This is a genomic window from Fischerella sp. JS2 (assembly GCF_032393985.1).
In the GTDB taxonomy this organism is placed as follows: Bacteria; Cyanobacteriota; Cyanobacteriia; order Cyanobacteriales; family Nostocaceae; genus Fischerella.
Window position 1 is genome coordinate 3,552,687 of sequence record NZ_CP135918.1, and the last position, 14,462, is coordinate 3,567,148.

Sequence of the window (14,462 nt, forward strand, 5' to 3'; positions counted from 1 at the left end):
TTAAATACTTGTTTGGCGACTATAAAGTAACCAAATAAATAGAGGTGAACCCAATAAAGCAGTCACTGCACCCACTGGTAACTCTACAGCTGCTGAGCGAGAAACTACATCGGCAAGAGTGAGGACAAAAGCACCGCCAATAGCACTAAGTGGCAGAACAGCACGATAATCTGCACCTACAAGTAAACGGATGCCGTGCGGTACAATCAAGCCGACAAAGCCAATTAATCCACCGATACTTACCGCACCCGCAGCTAATAACGAAGCGATACCACCAATCAAAATCCGCGATCGCATAAGGGAAACTCCTAACCCCACTGCTAATTCATCACCCAAATTCAACAAATTCAAGGTACGAGCTAGCAAACATCCTACCAGCAAAGATACGCAAATATAAATTCCCCCTGTTTTGACCTCAGTCCATCCTCGTCCATTCAAGCTACCAATCAACCAATTCAATGCTGCTTGCACTTGCCCATCTTCAGCCATTAGTAACAATACCGATTGAATCGCGCCAAATAAAGAACTGACAGCCACTCCACTCAAAATTAATCTTTCAACTGAAATACCATCACCTCTACGAGCTAAAAAATAAATAACGATAGTTGTGAATAAGCCTCCAATCCAAGCTGCCAGGGGAACCCACGCCTGTAATATCCCAAAACTAAACATTGCCACAGCAATTAAACCTGCACCTGCTGAGATACCAAGGAGGAACGGATCAGCTAAACCGTTACGCAACATTCCTTGTAATAATGCGCCTGCTGTGCCTAAGGCTGCACCCACAAGCATTGCTGCCAAAGTTCTCGGTAGTCGTAAATCCCATAGAATTGTTTGATAAAGTGAGTCTCCTTGATGCCAAATTGCTCTCCATAACTGAATTGGTGTTATTGGCACAGCCCCCAACGATAAAGAAATTCCAATCATCACTACCAATGCAGCACACAAGAGCAAAGTTGCCACTACTAGCCGATTTCTCTCGATGATTTTTTGTAGAAACATTAGTATTTGGTTCTTGGTGGTAATCTGTTTCTAGCCGCAGTTCCTCTTCAACAAACCTAATGTAATGATCATGGTTTGCCAAGACATCTTCACTAGGGTTTTTACGGTCTGTATCCGATGTCTTTATCAAAACTTTATACATCTTGATGTCAGTATGAAGATGAAATCAAAATCATAATTGCCTGACAAATAAATCTAAAATATACAGCTTTAATGGTGTAAAAATAGCTTAGTTTGGATTTCTATCTCATACTAATGTACTTGTAAACCATGCGTTCAAGCAGGTGTATTGCACGTTTGATAAAGACATCTGCATTAATTGCATTTTTGAAGCAATTATGTTTTATCTGCCCTTCAAGGCAGAAGGCAGCATATCGTCTGCCTTCTAACTTCTGCCTTCTTCAACTTGCCAACAATATAGCTACACAGCCATACCACAGTAGCAGGGTTAAACATGCTTTTCAATCAAGAAAACGTCAAAAAAAAACAGAAGAATAAAATTAAATTTTTTCAGTTAAAGCTAAGGAAAAATCTGCATCTATCTACAATTCAAACCGAAATACTTGCAGGTGCAACAGTAGCATTAGCACTGATTCCAGAATCTTTAGCATTTGCTGCGATCGCCAAAGTTAACCCAATGGTAGCCCTGTATACATCATTTTGTATGGCAGTGGTCATTTCCTTGGTAGGAGGACGCCCAGCCATGATTTCAGCAGCAACTGGGTCAATGGCATTACTAATGACAACATTAGTTGAAAAGCATGGAGTAGAATATCTATTTGCTGCCACCATTCTGACGGGAATAATTCAATTTTTGATTGGGGTTTTTAAGTTAGAAAGATGCTTTAGTTTTATTCCCCAATCTGCTATCGCTGGGTTTGTGAATGCTCTGGGAATTTTGATTTTTATCGCTCAGTTAAGGCTATTTGCTGGAGAACCTTGGCAGATGTATGTCATGGTAGCTGTCACACTAGCGATCGTTTACTTATTTCCACGTATTACCAAGAGTATACCTTCACCATTGATAGCAATTATCACCATGACTATTGTAGCGATCACAATGGATTTGGATATTCGCAGAGTCGGAGACATAGGAGAAATTACGCGCAATTTACCTGTGCTACATGTACCTCAAGTTAGCTTCTCTCTAGAAACACTCCTAATTATTTTACCTTACTCACTAACATTAGCGATCGTCGGTCTTTTAGAATCGTTATTAACAGCCACATTAGTCGATGAGCTAACTGACACTCGCACCTCCAAAAACCGAGAAACAAGAGGTCAGGGAATAGCCAATACAATTACTGGCTTCATGGGTGGTATGGCAGGCTGTGGCATGGTAGGACAATCTATTATCAATAACCGATGTGGCGCCAAAGGTCGTTTGTCTACTTTCGTTTCTGGCGCATTTTTACTGTTTTCTATCTTTGTCCTGCGGGATATTGTGCAGCAAATTCCTATGGCTGCATTAGTTGGTGTCATGATTATGGTATCTTTTGAAACCTTTGATTGGAATTCCCTCAAGATATTACGGAAGACACCACTACCAGAAGCATTAGTAATGCCTTTTACAGTCATAGTTGCACTACTCACACACGACTTAGCCAAAGGCGTCTTGGCAGGGGTAATTCTAAATTTACTTATATTTGGTTGGCAGGCAGCCCAAGTTAGGACTACAGCAACTATTGATCGCGATGATCACAAAGTGTATTACATTCACGGTCAATTGTTCTTTGGTTCTGCGAACCACTTTGTAGAGTTATTTGACTATGGTAGAGATACAGACAAAGTTGTCATTGATTTTCATCGTTCCCACGTATGGGATCAAGCCGCAGCAAATGCGATCGCCAAAGTAGTGAGCAAATATCATCGCCTTGGTAAGCAAGTTACCATCATTGGGCTAAATCAGGAAAGCCACAACACTGTTTGCAAATCTGGAGTGTCAGAATATTTAGTTAATTTTAGATCAAGTTCTAGTCAAGTAGCTTGATCGGGTATAGAGAATCGGGAGAAGATAAAGGACTACTTCTCCCTTGTCTTCCTTATCCTCCGTGTCTTCCGTGTCCCCTATACCTTATTCCCTATCGCTTCTATCTAGCTAGCTAACAGGGTTTTTTCCAGAGGTGTCCAACGGAAGGTGCGATCGCCACCGCGTTCAATTACAACTTTGACTCGTGGTTCCAGCTTGGGCAAGTTCGCTAGGTAATCAATTTCTTGATCTGAAAGAATATGCCCTTCAATAATCCACAATACCAATCCTTTGGATTTTGGTGGTAACTGCTCTAGCTGATAGTTAACGATTGGTGGCACATAATATACGTAACCAACTGCCGCCCCGCTACCAGTACTTTTTTTACCAAGGTGGGGAGGCCGAACTCCATGTACACCTGTGAGATAAGCAGCTAGATCACCTAGTCCTCTAGCAGTGATATGAAGAGTGATATAACCTGCTGCACGTAGTCGGCGTCTGTAACGACCTTCAAAACCTCCTTCTAGAGGTACGTATACGCCAAGAGCGCCATTTTTTTCTAGATCGCGAATTAAAGTGTTACCAGTGGTAATTAGTGCCATAGGTTTTTGTCTTGTCCGACTTAGATATCTCTATTATTTACTTTCAGTTATGAAATTACGTTAAACGATTATCTTATCGATAGGATAAAGCAAATAGCATAATTTTCTTGAATGTAATACCAAAATCAGGGAACAGGGAATAGGAAATTGAGGATTGGGAGGACAAGGAGGACACAGGAAGATGGAGAATATTTTTGAGATTCTCACTTGTCTGGTACTCACCACCTCACTGCGTCTGGTATGTCTGTCTTTACCTGTCAATTTTGGGTTGCTCGACTACTAGCTTGATCTTGGGTTTAGATAACAAGCTGGCAAATACCCAAAAGCGATCGCACTTTGTTAAGATTCCTTTTCTGTAATTGAGGCAAAAAAGTGGTTTAATTAGGCGATCGCTTTGTTTTTCATCTTCCTAATTCTCATTTCTCTAAAAAAATTAATAGACAAAAGTAAATATTTGATCTATATTTTTAGATTGTGACCAAATTTAGGATACCCCTTCATTGTTACTGCTAGCCACGATTTAGTGTTTAAAGCTAATGGCTAAATTCTCAACAGAATTAGCTGGCTAGAATAGACAAGAGACTGGTAAACTATAAAAACTTTCAGGTCAAGGTAAAAGAGTAGAGTCAAAAACTCAAACTCACCCCAGTCAGTAAAACAGGTTCACTCTTGTAATAGAGCTAAAGACAGGCAAAACCTTAAAGATTATAGTTTAAGGTAATTGGAGGGGTAGAAACTGAGCAGTGATGTTGGTTTGTAGCATGGCGTAAGTCTCAGTTACAAGGATACTGGGTAGCTTGCTGCCTAAGTCCTGCTACAAGCAAGTAAAGTGCCAGAGCAATTGCTTAGATAGAAGCATTGTTGCACAAAGCTCCAAAGCCTTGTATTGAACCCAAACAATATACTTTCCCCAGTGGAAAGGTATTTTGGTTGTTCTAATCGCATCTGAGTGAAAGCAAACGGATTCACGTAATTAGTATGGATACTTGGTGAAAGACCGGGGAAGTTGGAGCCGCCATACCTAAGCCGCTCCTGACTTCAATAGGTGCCGCTCACAAGCGGAAAGTAGCCGCAACAGCTACTCTACCAGTGTCCTGAAGAATCCAAGTTTCCCAAGAAAAAAGTAGAAAGGAGAGCCAGTAACTGTGTCTGTAGGTATTCTCGGCACCAAACTGGGCATGACCCAAATCTTTGACGATGCAGGAGTAGCTATTCCTGTGACTGTCATTCAGGCAGGACCATGTACAGTGACTCAAGTTAAAACAAAACAGACCGACGGTTACTCCGCCATCCAAGTAGGCTATGGCGAAGTCAAGCCAAAAGCGCTAAACAAACCCTTATTAGGTCATCTAGCGAAATCCTCTGCCCCAGCATTACGTTATTTAAAAGAGTATCGCCTCGATAACTCTGGTGATTACGCCTTGGGTCAAGAGGTTAAAGCGGATATATTTAGCGCAGGTCAACAAGTAGATGTCATCGGTACAAGCATCGGTCGTGGTTTTGCAGGTAACCAAAAACGCAATAACTTCGGTCGTGGGCCTATGTCGCACGGTTCCAAAAACCATAGAGCGCCTGGTTCTACCGGCGCTGGGACAACACCTGGTCGTGTTTACCCTGGTAAGCGGGCGCCAGGTCGTTTAGGAGGTAGCCGCACCACAGTTCGGAAATTAACAGTGGTACGAGTAGACTCGGAACGCAACTTATTGCTAATCAAGGGATCTATCCCTGGTAAACCCGGGTCATTGCTAAATATTTTGCCTGCCAAGGTAGTTGGTAAGAAATAGTCAATAGTCACATTGGTTATTTGTTGGTAGTTGATCGTTGGTTGTACTTCCAAACAACAAACAACAAACAACAAGCAACATCAAACAGATGACAAAGGACAAATGACAAAGGACATTAACAATGTTTGAATGTGTAGTCAAAAATTGGCAGGGAGAACAAGTCGGGCAAAAAAGCTTTGACTTGCGGGTTGCCAAAGAACAAACAGCGGCTCATGTCGTGCATAGAGCCTTGGTTAGACAAATGGCCAATGCTCGTCAAGGAACCGCCAGTACCAAAACCCGCTCTGAAGTCAGAGGAGGCGGCCGCAAACCTTGGCGGCAAAAAGGTACAGGTCGGGCGCGTGCGGGTTCTATTCGTTCTCCACTGTGGCGTGGTGGTGGTGTCATCTTCGGGCCGAAACCCAGAGATTATGAAATCAAGATGAACCGCAAAGAGCGGAAGTTAGCATTGCGAACAGCGTTTGCTAGCCGTGTTGATGACTTAATTGTGGTAGAAGAATTTAGCGAACAGCTACAGCGTCCGAAGACCAAAGAATTAGTGTCAGCGATCACTCGTTGGGGTGCTGACCCGGAAAGGAAGACACTGTTAGTCTTGTCTGAAAAAAGCGAAAACGTAATCTTGTCAGCTCGTAACGTTGAGAATCTTAAACTCATCGCCGCTGATAACCTCAACGTTTACGATTTACTCTACGCCGACAAAATCGTTGTTACCGCATCAGCCCTAGAAAAAATTCAGGAGGTCTACAGTGCCTAACTTCGACCCCCGCAAACTCCCTGACCTAGTGCGTCGCCCCATTGTTACCGAAAAGGCGACCATACTAATGGAGCAGAATAAATATACATTTGAAGTCTCTCCCAAAGCAACGAAGCCAGAAATCAAAGCGGCAATAGAAAGTTTGTTTGACGTCAAAGTAGTACAAGTCAATACCAGCAATCGTCCACGCAAAAAGCGTCGCGTCGGTAGATTTATTGGTTATAAACCCCAATACAAACGAGCCATTGTTACAGTGGCGACTGGGGATGAAGACAAGATCAGACAAGTTCTATTCCCCGAAGTGTAACTAGTTATTGGTTAGTAGTTAGTAGTCAGTGGATAGTAGGGAATACCTTGCGCCCATAACTCGTTAGGGATGACAACCAAACAACTAACAACTAACAACTAACAACTAATAACTAATAATTAACAACCAACAACTAAAATTATGGGTACTCGTTCTTTTCGCCCTTATACCCCCAGTACTCGCCAGGTAACTATTTCCGACTTTTCAGAAATTACTAAAACTGAGCCGGAAAAGTCTTTAACCAAATATGTACATCGCGCTAAAGGCCGCAATAACCAAGGGCGGATCACCAGCCGCTTTCGGGGAGGCGGACACAAGCGACTTTACCGTATCATCGACTTCAAACGTAATAAACGTGATATTCCCGCTGAAGTCATCGCCATTGAATACGATCCCAACCGTAACGCCCGCATCGCCCTTTTACAGTACCAAGACGGCGAAAAACGTTATATTCTCCAGCCCAACGGATTGAAAGTTGGAACAACAGTAATCGCTGGCGCCAATGCTCCCATTGAAGATGGCAACGCCTTACCTTTGTCAAACATTCCTTTGGGTACGAGCGTTCATAACGTCGAACTGACTCCCGGTAAAGGAGGCCAAATCGTTCGTTCTGCTGGCGCAACAGCTCAAGTCGTAGCCAAAGAAGGCAATTATGTCACCCTGAAGTTGCCTTCAGGAGAAGTCCGGATGATCCGTCGGGAATGCTATGCCACTATTGGACAAGTCGGTAACATTGATGCCAGAAACTTGAGTGCAGGTAAAGCAGGTAGGAATCGCTGGAAAGGCCGCCGCCCCCATGTCAGAGGTAGCGTCATGAACCCAGTCGATCACCCCCACGGCGGTGGTGAAGGTCGCGCACCTATCGGTCGCTCGGGACCTGTTACTCCTTGGGGTAAACCAGCATTGGGTCTGAAGACACGTAAACCGAAAAAGCCAAGTAGCAAGTTGATTGTACGTCGTCGCCGTAAGTCCTCTAAGCGCGGTCGCGGTGGTCGTGAATCATAGAATTTTAGATTTTAGATTTTGGACTTTAGATTGAGGTTATTAGTGAGTAGGAAAGAAATTTTTGTAATTGACTTAATCCTCCATTAATCCAAAATCCAAAATCCAAAATCCAAAATTGGTAAATCCAAAATCCAAAATCAAATTATGGGTCGTTCTCTTAAAAAAGGTCCTTTCGTAGCAGATCACTTGCTCAGCAAAATTGAGAAGCTTAACGAAAGCAATAGAAAAGAAGTGATCAAAACCTGGTCACGAGCTTCCACAATTCTGCCGGAAATGGTTGGTCATACCATTGCCGTTCATAACGGACGGCAACATGTACCCATTTTCATCAGTGACCAAATGGTGGGACATAAGCTGGGCGAATTTGCTCCCACACGTACTTTTAGAGGTCATGCCAAAGATAAAAAAGCAGGAAGATAGTTATTGGTTAGTGGTTAGTAGATAGTGGGTAATAACTACTAACTACTAACTACTAACTACTAACTACTAACAAAAACGGAGAAAACTATGGCAGTAGATACTACTAATGAAGTAAAAGCGATCGCCCGTTATATACGCATGTCCCCTTATAAGGTGCGTCGGGTACTCGATCAAATTCGTGGACGGTCTTATAGAGAAGCACTGATCATTCTAGAATTTATGCCCTATCGCGCTTGTGAACCAATATTGAAGGTTCTCAGAAGCGCTGCTGCCAATGCAGAGCATAACGAAGGATTTGATCGGGCAGATCTAGTTATTACCAAGGCCTATGCAGATCAAGGCTCTGTTCTAAAACGGTTTCAACCAAGGGCGCAAGGTCGAGCGTACCAAATTCGCAAACCAACGTGTCATATTACAATCGCTGTTGCTCCAGGAGCCTCAGCCCAATAACTACTTACACCCATAACTGAAAGAAATTTTAGAGGAAAGCATTTGTGGGACAGAAAATACATCCAGTTGGTTTTCGTCTAGGAATTACCCAAGAGCATCAATCTCGTTGGTTTGCTGACCATAGCCGCTATCCAGAACTCTTACAAGAAGACCACAAACTTCGTAGCTTCATTGAGGAAAAACTGGGTAGATACGCTCAGAACAATGCAGGCATTTCAGAAGTGCGGATAGAGCGCAAAGCCGATCAAATCGATCTGGAAGTACGCACGGCACGCCCGGGTGTAGTTGTAGGTCGAGGTGGGCAAGGTATTGAATCATTGCGTACCGGACTGCAAGACCTGTTGGGCAGCAATCGTCAGATCCGCATCAACGTTGTGGAAGTACAACGTGTTGATGCTGATGCTTACCTAATTGCTGAATACATCGCTCAACAGCTAGAACGTCGTGTTTCCTTCCGACGAGTTGTGCGTCAAGCCATTCAGCGCGCCCAACGTGCTGGTGTACAAGGTATTAAAGTCCAGGTTAGTGGTCGTCTCAATGGTGCAGAAATCGCTCGCACAGAGTGGACACGTGAAGGTAGAGTACCTTTACATACCCTACGGGCTGACATTGACTACGCTTACTGCACAGCAAAAACCATCTACGGTATTCTTGGCATCAAAGTCTGGGTATTCAAAGGAGAAATTATTCCTGGACAAGAAGAAGCACCTCCCCCACCAACAACCCGGGAACGTGAACCACGCCGTCGTCAACAGCGCCGTCGTCAGCAATTTGAAGACCGCTCTAACGAGGGGTAATGGGTAATGGGTAATGGGTAATGGGAAAGAAAACCAGCAATTACCAATTAGCAATTACCAATTAGCAATTACCAATTAGCAAACCATGTTAAGTCCTAGAAGAACGAAATTCCGGAAACAGCAGCGCGGACGCATGAAAGGTCTAGCCACTGCTGGTAGTTCCCTGAACTTTGGTGATTTTGCTCTCCAAGCCCAAGAACCAGCTTGGATCACAGCTCGACAAATCGAGGCGTCACGTCGAGCCATGACCCGTTACATCCGTCGGGGTGGTAAAATCTGGATTCGCATTTTCCCTGATAAGCCTGTAACAATGCGACCCGCAGAAACCCGGATGGGTTCTGGTAAGGGTTCTCCTGAATATTGGGTAGCAGTCGTTAAGCCAGGACGAATTTTATTTGAAATTGCTGGTGTACCTGAAGCTACCGCCCGCGAAGCAATGCGCCTAGCCGCATATAAGCTACCAATTAAAACTAAATTCATTTCACGCTCTGAAATAGAACCACAGGAGCAGGAGTAAGTTATGCCTCTTCCCAAGATTTCGGAAGCAAGAGAATTAAGTGACGAAAAGCTGGCTGAGGAAATTCTTGCCGTCAAAAAACAGTTATTTCAATTGCGCTTGCAAAAAGCAACTAGACAGCTAGAAAAACCACACCTGTTTCGACATGCCCGACACCGCCTAGCTCAATTGCTGACGGTAGAGTCAGAACGCAAACGGGCCGCAAGTCAAGCCGCAGAAGAACAAGAGTAGGAGATTATGGCAGTTAAAGAACGAGTTGGCTTGGTAGTGAGCGACAAAATGCAAAAAACAGTTGTAGTCGCTGTTGAAAACCGCGCTCCCCATCCTAAGTACGGCAAAATTGTGGTGAATACCCGGCGTTATAAGGCTCATGACGAAGAGAATCGCTGTAAGATAGGCGATCGCGTCCGCATTCAAGAAACCCGACCCCTGAGCAAAACTAAGCGCTGGCAAGTCACAGAAATTCTGACTACAAAAAATACTTAATGGGTAATGGGTAATAAGTAATGGGTAATGGCTTAAAAAGCGATTAGCAATTATCAATTTACAATTACCAACCAAAAGGAGAGTTATTGTGATCCAACCCCAGACTTACCTAAATGTTGCAGATAACAGCGGCGCTCGTAAACTCATGTGTATCCGTGTTTTAGGAGCAGGTAACTGTCGCTACGGTTTTGTAGGCGATAGAATCATTGCTGTTGTCAAAGATGCCCAGCCAAATATGGCTATCAAAAAATCAGATGTCGTAGAAGCAGTGATTGTTCGTACACGCCACAATATTAAGCGGGATAGCGGTATGAGCATTCGTTTTGATGATAACGCCGCAGTCATCATCAATAAAGACGGCAATCCTAAAGGCACTCGCGTCTTTGGCCCCGTTGCTCGAGAACTGCGTGATAAAAACTTTACCAAAATTGTTTCTTTGGCTCCGGAGGTGCTGTAATGGCAAGCAAAAAAGAAAAGCCAAAGTTCTACAAAATGCATGTCAAAGCTGGAGATACCGTCCAGGTAATTGCTGGTAAAGATAAAGGCAAAGTTGGCGAGATTATCAAAGCACTGCCTCAAGAAAGCAAAGTCATTGTCAAAGGCGTCAATATCAAAACCAAACACGTCAAGCCCCAAGCAGAAGGTGAATCTGGGCGCATAGTCACCCAGGAATACCCAATTCACAGTTCCAACGTCATGCTTTACTCCACCAAGCAGAATGTCGCCAGTCGCATCTGCTACACCTTTACCGATGAAGGTAAGAAGGTACGGATGCTCAAAAAAACAGGTGAGATCATTGATAAATAAGGATGAAGTATAAAGGCTGAAGGATGAAACTGTAGTAGTTCACAACTTTATTAGTTACTTCATACTTCACACTTCATACTTTTATTTAATTCCCTGACAAAGCCCAGGGACAACCAAAACAAAAAACTATGGCAACAAGACTTAAAAGTTTATACCAAGAAACAATAGTCCCCAACCTCACTAAACAGTTTGGATACACCAACGTTCATCAAGTACCAAAATTGGTGAAAGTGACTGTCAACCGAGGATTGGGAGAAGCCGCTCAAAACGCTAAAGCCCTAGAAGCATCTTTAAGTGAAATTGCTTTGATCACAGGGCAAAAGCCTGTAGTAACAAGAGCGAAAAAAGCGATCGCAGGCTTCAAAATTCGTCAAGGTATGCCTGTTGGGATCATGGTTACCTTAAGAGGTGAACGAATGTATGCCTTTCTCGACAGATTAATCAACCTGACTCTACCCAGAATTCGTGACTTTCGTGGTGTCAGTCCTAAAAGCTTTGATGGTCGTGGTAACTATACCCTTGGTGTTAGAGAACAGTTGATTTTTCCAGAAGTTGAGTACGACAGCATCGACCAAATCCGAGGGATGGATATTTCCATCATTACCACAGCTAAGAATGATGAAGAAGGTCGTGCCTTACTAAAAGAAATGGGAATGCCCTTCCGGGAACAATAAGTTCAATTAAAAGAGGAGACGATGGCGACTAACGACACAATTGCTGATATGTTGACGCGCATCCGCAATGCCAATCTGGCGCGGCATCAAACTACACAAGTGCCATCCACAAAAATGACCCGTAATATCGCCAAAGTGCTTCGAGAAGAAGGATACATAGGTGATTACGAAGATGTTGGAGAAGGAAGCAAGCGCAACTTAGTAATTGCACTTAAATATAAGGGTAAAAATCGTCAACCTATTATTACTACTCTGAAACGGGTAAGTAAACCAGGTTTGCGCGTTTACTCGAATAAAAAAGAATTACCACGGGTCTTAGGTGGCATAGGCATAGCCATTATTTCTACATCTAGTGGCATTATGACCGACAGAGAAGCACGGCGTCAGAACTTGGGTGGTGAAGTACTTTGCTACGTTTGGTAGTCATTTAGTTAGTGGTTAGTAGTTAGTGGTTAGTAGTAAAAACCAATCCTCCGGGTAGTTCCCTCCGGGACGCTACGCGAACGCAGTCGTTCATGGGGAGAACCCCCTGCGTAAGAGTCGCTGACTCACAACTAACAACCAACAAGCAACAAACAACTAACAACGAAAAAAATTATGTCTCGAATTGGTAAACGCCCAATTACAGTTCCCGCAAAAGTACAAGTAACTTTTGATAACGCCAAGGTTATTGTCAAAGGTCCAAAAGGTGAACTTTCGCGCGAACTTCCCCCAAATGTGATTTTGTCCCAAGATGGGGAAACACTAACAGTTAATCGTCGGGATGAGTCACGTACTTCTAGGCAGTTACATGGCTTATTTCGTACCTTAGTCGCCAACATGGTAGAGGGAGTTTCCAAAGGATTTGAACGCCGTTTGGAAATTCAAGGGGTTGGCTACCGGGCACAAGTCCAAGGACGTAACCTATTACTGAATATGGGTTACAGCCATCAGGTACAGATAGCTCCACCAGAGGGAGTTCAGTTTGCAGTTGAAAATAATACTAACGTAATTGTCAGCGGTTACGACAAAGAAGTAGTCGGTAACACAGCAGCTAAAATTCGTGCTGTCCGTCCACCTGAACCTTACAAAGGCAAAGGTATTCGCTACGCTGGCGAAGCAGTTAGACGTAAAGCTGGTAAGACTGGTAAGAGTGGTAAGAAGTAAATATGAAACTTACTCGTAGAGAATCAAAACAGCGTCGTCATCGGCGCATTCGTGGGAAAGTTAGCGGTTCTCCAGAACGTCCACGATTGGCAATATTTCGCTCCCACCAACACATTTATGCTCAGGTAATTGATGATACCCAACATCACACCATAGTTGCAGCTTCTACTGTAGAACCAGAACTTAAATCCAAGCTCACCTTTGGAGGGAATATTCAAGCCTCAACTGAAGTTGGTAAGCTAATTGCAACGCGAGCATTAGAAAAAGGTATAACCAAAGTCGTTTTTGATCGCGGTGGTAATCTTTATCACGGTCGCGTTAAAGCACTAGCTGATGCAGCACGTGAAGCTGGGTTAGATTTCTAAATTTGTCAAGAGTCAATAGTCATTAGTTAATAGTGAGTAGTTAGTAGTTGTTAGTTAGTGGTTAGTGGTTGCTTCCAACAACAACAAACAACAAATGACAAACAACAAATGACAAATGACAAATGACAAATGACAAATGACAAATGACAAATGGCAAAGGAAATTAGACAATGGCAACAAATCGTCGTAAAACTAACCGCGTTAAAAAAGAAGAAACTAACTGGCAAGAGCGGGTCATTCAGATCCGACGCGTCAGTAAGGTAGTCAAAGGTGGTAAAAAACTCAGCTTCCGCGCGATCGTAGTTGTTGGTAATGAACGCGGTCAAGTTGGTGTAGGAGTAGGTAAAGCTTCAGATGTAATTGGTGCGGTGAAAAAAGGTGTAGCCGATGGTAAAAAACATCTGATTGACATTCCTATTACTAAATCTAACTCCATACCTCATCCCGTTGATGGTACTGGCGGTGGTGCAAAAGTGATTATGCGACCAGCAGCACCTGGTACTGGTGTAATTGCTGGTGGTGCGGTTCGTACCGTACTAGAGTTGGCAGGTGTGCGTAATGTTTTAGCTAAGCAACTTGGTTCCAACAATCCCCTAAATAATGCCAGAGCTGCTATCAATGCCCTCACTACCTTACGTACCTTCTCGGAAGTAGCTGAAGATAGGGGTATTACTGTGGAGAATCTTTACATTTAAAAAGTCATTTGTCCTTAGTCCTTTGTCCTTAACAAATGACAAATGACAAATGACAAATGACCAATAACAAATGACGAATTTTGCTTAATTTATTGCTTATGAGACTCAACGATGTTCGCCCCCAAAAAGGGTCTAAAAAACGCGGTCGCCGTCTAGGTAGAGGTATCTCTGCTGGTCAAGGTGCAAGTGCTGGTAAAGGTATGCGGGGTCAAAAAGCTCGCTCTGGTAGCAGTACCAGACCTGGTTTTGAAGGTGGTCAACAGCCCTTGTACCGTCGCATACCCAAACTCAAAGGCTTTCCCTTAGTTAACCGTAAAAATTACACTACGATTAATGTAGAGAAGCTCGCCTCACTTCCAGCTAACACAGAAGTTACTTTGACCTCTTTACAAGAAGCAGGTATCCTGACTGCTGCCAAGGGGCCATTGAAAATTTTGGGAAATGGGGAATTAAATGTTCCGCTCAAAGTACAGGCCGCAGCTTTTACAGGTACAGCTCGTAGCAAAATTGAGGCAGCAGGCGGAAGTTGTGAGGTTGTGTGAAGGTTGTAAACGCCCTTTAAGGTGGCTTACCACAGGGTAGGATGAAGGATGAAGGATAAAAGATGAAAAACTTAATACTTCAAATTTCGTGCTTCACACTTCTACATTCTTCACACTTCTGATCTTCATACTTCATACTT

Annotated in this window: 21 protein-coding genes; 19 read left to right on the top strand and 2 right to left on the bottom strand. The window is 43.5% G+C overall.

The genetic code is table 11. The features are described 5' to 3' along the window. Positions 1-1,002 carry an iron ABC transporter permease gene (locus RS893_RS14940; RefSeq protein ID WP_315784135.1) on the bottom strand — a complete coding sequence of 334 codons (1,002 nt, stop codon included), beginning with the start codon at positions 1,000-1,002 and terminating at the stop codon, positions 1-3. A 454-nt stretch (positions 1,003-1,456) separates the two neighbouring features. Here RS893_RS14940 and RS893_RS14945 point away from each other — a divergent pair, with 454 nt between their 5' ends. Next, complete coding sequence (locus tag RS893_RS14945) at positions 1,457-2,992, top strand: SulP family inorganic anion transporter (protein ID WP_315784138.1); 1,536 nt, start codon at positions 1,457-1,459, stop codon at positions 2,990-2,992. Between the two features lie 104 nt (positions 2,993-3,096). Here RS893_RS14945 and RS893_RS14950 read toward each other — a convergent pair whose 3' ends face one another. After that, a complete protein-coding gene (locus RS893_RS14950) occupies positions 3,097-3,573 on the bottom strand; it encodes an NAD(P)H-quinone oxidoreductase subunit N (RefSeq protein WP_315784141.1) in 477 nt (158 codons plus the stop codon). A 1,145-nt stretch (positions 3,574-4,718) separates the two neighbouring features. Between RS893_RS14950 and rplC the strand changes: the two genes are divergently transcribed. From rplC to rplO, 18 genes are all read left to right on the top strand, one after another. Further along, entirely contained in the window at positions 4,719-5,357 is a 639-nt protein-coding gene (gene rplC, locus RS893_RS14955; RefSeq protein ID WP_315784144.1) for a 50S ribosomal protein L3, read from the top strand. 121 nt (positions 5,358-5,478) lie between these two features. Then, the gene (gene rplD / locus RS893_RS14960; protein WP_315784147.1) at positions 5,479-6,111 is read left to right on the top strand and encodes a 50S ribosomal protein L4; all 633 of its coding nucleotides are present in this window, start codon (positions 5,479-5,481) and stop codon (positions 6,109-6,111) included. Continuing rightward, positions 6,104-6,418, top strand: a complete 315-nt coding sequence (locus RS893_RS14965; RefSeq protein ID WP_016868088.1) for a 50S ribosomal protein L23 — start codon at positions 6,104-6,106, stop codon at positions 6,416-6,418. The genes rplD and RS893_RS14965 overlap by 8 nt, the downstream gene beginning before the upstream one ends. A 141-nt stretch (positions 6,419-6,559) precedes the next feature. Then, positions 6,560-7,423 (top strand): 50S ribosomal protein L2, encoded by an 864-nt coding sequence (rplB, locus tag RS893_RS14970; protein WP_315784157.1) that lies wholly within the window; start codon positions 6,560-6,562, stop codon positions 7,421-7,423. Between the two features lie 144 nt (positions 7,424-7,567). After that, complete coding sequence (gene rpsS, locus RS893_RS14975; protein ID WP_315784160.1) at positions 7,568-7,843, top strand: 30S ribosomal protein S19; 276 nt, start codon at positions 7,568-7,570, stop codon at positions 7,841-7,843. Between the two features lie 87 nt (positions 7,844-7,930). Next, on the top strand, positions 7,931-8,293 hold the full coding sequence (rplV, locus tag RS893_RS14980; protein ID WP_315784162.1) for a 50S ribosomal protein L22: 363 nt from the start codon (positions 7,931-7,933) through the stop codon (positions 8,291-8,293). A gap of 44 nt (positions 8,294-8,337) precedes the next feature. Beyond that, positions 8,338-9,090, top strand: coding sequence for a 30S ribosomal protein S3 (gene rpsC / locus RS893_RS14985; RefSeq protein ID WP_315784165.1), 753 nt, complete (start codon positions 8,338-8,340; stop codon positions 9,088-9,090). Positions 9,091-9,175: 85 nt separating this feature from the next. Then, positions 9,176-9,607, top strand: coding sequence for a 50S ribosomal protein L16 (gene rplP, locus RS893_RS14990; protein WP_016859441.1), 432 nt, complete (start codon positions 9,176-9,178; stop codon positions 9,605-9,607). A 3-nt stretch (positions 9,608-9,610) separates the two neighbouring features. Further along, positions 9,611-9,838 (top strand): 50S ribosomal protein L29, encoded by a 228-nt coding sequence (rpmC, locus tag RS893_RS14995; RefSeq protein WP_315784173.1) that lies wholly within the window; start codon positions 9,611-9,613, stop codon positions 9,836-9,838. A 6-nt stretch (positions 9,839-9,844) separates the two neighbouring features. Then, positions 9,845-10,093, top strand: a complete 249-nt coding sequence (rpsQ, locus tag RS893_RS15000) for a 30S ribosomal protein S17 (RefSeq protein ID WP_009455529.1) — start codon at positions 9,845-9,847, stop codon at positions 10,091-10,093. Between the two features lie 88 nt (positions 10,094-10,181). After that, the gene (rplN, locus tag RS893_RS15005) at positions 10,182-10,550 is read left to right on the top strand and encodes a 50S ribosomal protein L14 (RefSeq protein WP_009455531.1); all 369 of its coding nucleotides are present in this window, start codon (positions 10,182-10,184) and stop codon (positions 10,548-10,550) included. After that, positions 10,550-10,900 carry a 50S ribosomal protein L24 gene (rplX, locus tag RS893_RS15010; RefSeq protein WP_315784226.1) on the top strand — a complete coding sequence of 117 codons (351 nt, stop codon included), beginning with the start codon at positions 10,550-10,552 and terminating at the stop codon, positions 10,898-10,900. The genes rplN and rplX overlap by 1 nt, the downstream gene beginning before the upstream one ends. A gap of 128 nt (positions 10,901-11,028) precedes the next feature. Continuing rightward, positions 11,029-11,574, top strand: coding sequence for a 50S ribosomal protein L5 (gene rplE, locus RS893_RS15015; protein WP_315784228.1), 546 nt, complete (start codon positions 11,029-11,031; stop codon positions 11,572-11,574). Positions 11,575-11,595: 21 nt separating this feature from the next. Further along, the gene (gene rpsH, locus RS893_RS15020; RefSeq protein ID WP_315784231.1) at positions 11,596-11,997 is read left to right on the top strand and encodes a 30S ribosomal protein S8; all 402 of its coding nucleotides are present in this window, start codon (positions 11,596-11,598) and stop codon (positions 11,995-11,997) included. Between the two features lie 174 nt (positions 11,998-12,171). Then, positions 12,172-12,720, top strand: coding sequence for a 50S ribosomal protein L6 (rplF, locus tag RS893_RS15025; protein WP_315784234.1), 549 nt, complete (start codon positions 12,172-12,174; stop codon positions 12,718-12,720). Between the two features lie 2 nt (positions 12,721-12,722). Beyond that, positions 12,723-13,085 (top strand): 50S ribosomal protein L18, encoded by a 363-nt coding sequence (gene rplR, locus RS893_RS15030; protein ID WP_009455540.1) that lies wholly within the window; start codon positions 12,723-12,725, stop codon positions 13,083-13,085. 170 nt (positions 13,086-13,255) lie between these two features. Next, complete coding sequence (gene rpsE / locus RS893_RS15035) at positions 13,256-13,780, top strand: 30S ribosomal protein S5 (RefSeq protein WP_315784241.1); 525 nt, start codon at positions 13,256-13,258, stop codon at positions 13,778-13,780. A gap of 98 nt (positions 13,781-13,878) precedes the next feature. Next, positions 13,879-14,322 (top strand): 50S ribosomal protein L15, encoded by a 444-nt coding sequence (rplO, locus tag RS893_RS15040; RefSeq protein WP_315784244.1) that lies wholly within the window; start codon positions 13,879-13,881, stop codon positions 14,320-14,322. Positions 14,323-14,462: the final 140 nt, after the last annotated feature.

Bases quoted from the DNA above. Each gene is read 5' to 3' on its own strand.
- RS893_RS14940 (WP_315784135.1), bottom strand. From the start codon at position 1,002: ATGTTTCTACAAAAAATCATCGAGAGAAATCGGCTAGTAGTGGCAACT.
- RS893_RS14945 (WP_315784138.1), top strand. From the start codon at position 1,457: ATGCTTTTCAATCAAGAAAACGTCAAAAAAAAACAGAAGAATAAAATT.
- RS893_RS14950 (WP_315784141.1), bottom strand. From the start codon at position 3,573: ATGGCACTAATTACCACTGGTAACACTTTAATTCGCGATCTAGAAAAA.
- rplD (WP_315784147.1), top strand. From the start codon at position 5,479: ATGTTTGAATGTGTAGTCAAAAATTGGCAGGGAGAACAAGTCGGGCAA.
- rplB (WP_315784157.1), top strand. From the start codon at position 6,560: ATGGGTACTCGTTCTTTTCGCCCTTATACCCCCAGTACTCGCCAGGTA.
- rpsS (WP_315784160.1), top strand. From the start codon at position 7,568: ATGGGTCGTTCTCTTAAAAAAGGTCCTTTCGTAGCAGATCACTTGCTC.
- rplV (WP_315784162.1), top strand. From the start codon at position 7,931: ATGGCAGTAGATACTACTAATGAAGTAAAAGCGATCGCCCGTTATATA.
- rplP (WP_016859441.1), top strand. From the start codon at position 9,176: ATGTTAAGTCCTAGAAGAACGAAATTCCGGAAACAGCAGCGCGGACGC.
- rpmC (WP_315784173.1), top strand. From the start codon at position 9,611: ATGCCTCTTCCCAAGATTTCGGAAGCAAGAGAATTAAGTGACGAAAAG.
- rpsQ (WP_009455529.1), top strand. From the start codon at position 9,845: ATGGCAGTTAAAGAACGAGTTGGCTTGGTAGTGAGCGACAAAATGCAA.
- rplX (WP_315784226.1), top strand. From the start codon at position 10,550: ATGGCAAGCAAAAAAGAAAAGCCAAAGTTCTACAAAATGCATGTCAAA.
- rplE (WP_315784228.1), top strand. From the start codon at position 11,029: ATGGCAACAAGACTTAAAAGTTTATACCAAGAAACAATAGTCCCCAAC.
- rpsH (WP_315784231.1), top strand. From the start codon at position 11,596: ATGGCGACTAACGACACAATTGCTGATATGTTGACGCGCATCCGCAAT.
- rplF (WP_315784234.1), top strand. From the start codon at position 12,172: ATGTCTCGAATTGGTAAACGCCCAATTACAGTTCCCGCAAAAGTACAA.
- rplR (WP_009455540.1), top strand. From the start codon at position 12,723: ATGAAACTTACTCGTAGAGAATCAAAACAGCGTCGTCATCGGCGCATT.
- rpsE (WP_315784241.1), top strand. From the start codon at position 13,256: ATGGCAACAAATCGTCGTAAAACTAACCGCGTTAAAAAAGAAGAAACT.
- rplO (WP_315784244.1), top strand. From the start codon at position 13,879: ATGAGACTCAACGATGTTCGCCCCCAAAAAGGGTCTAAAAAACGCGGT.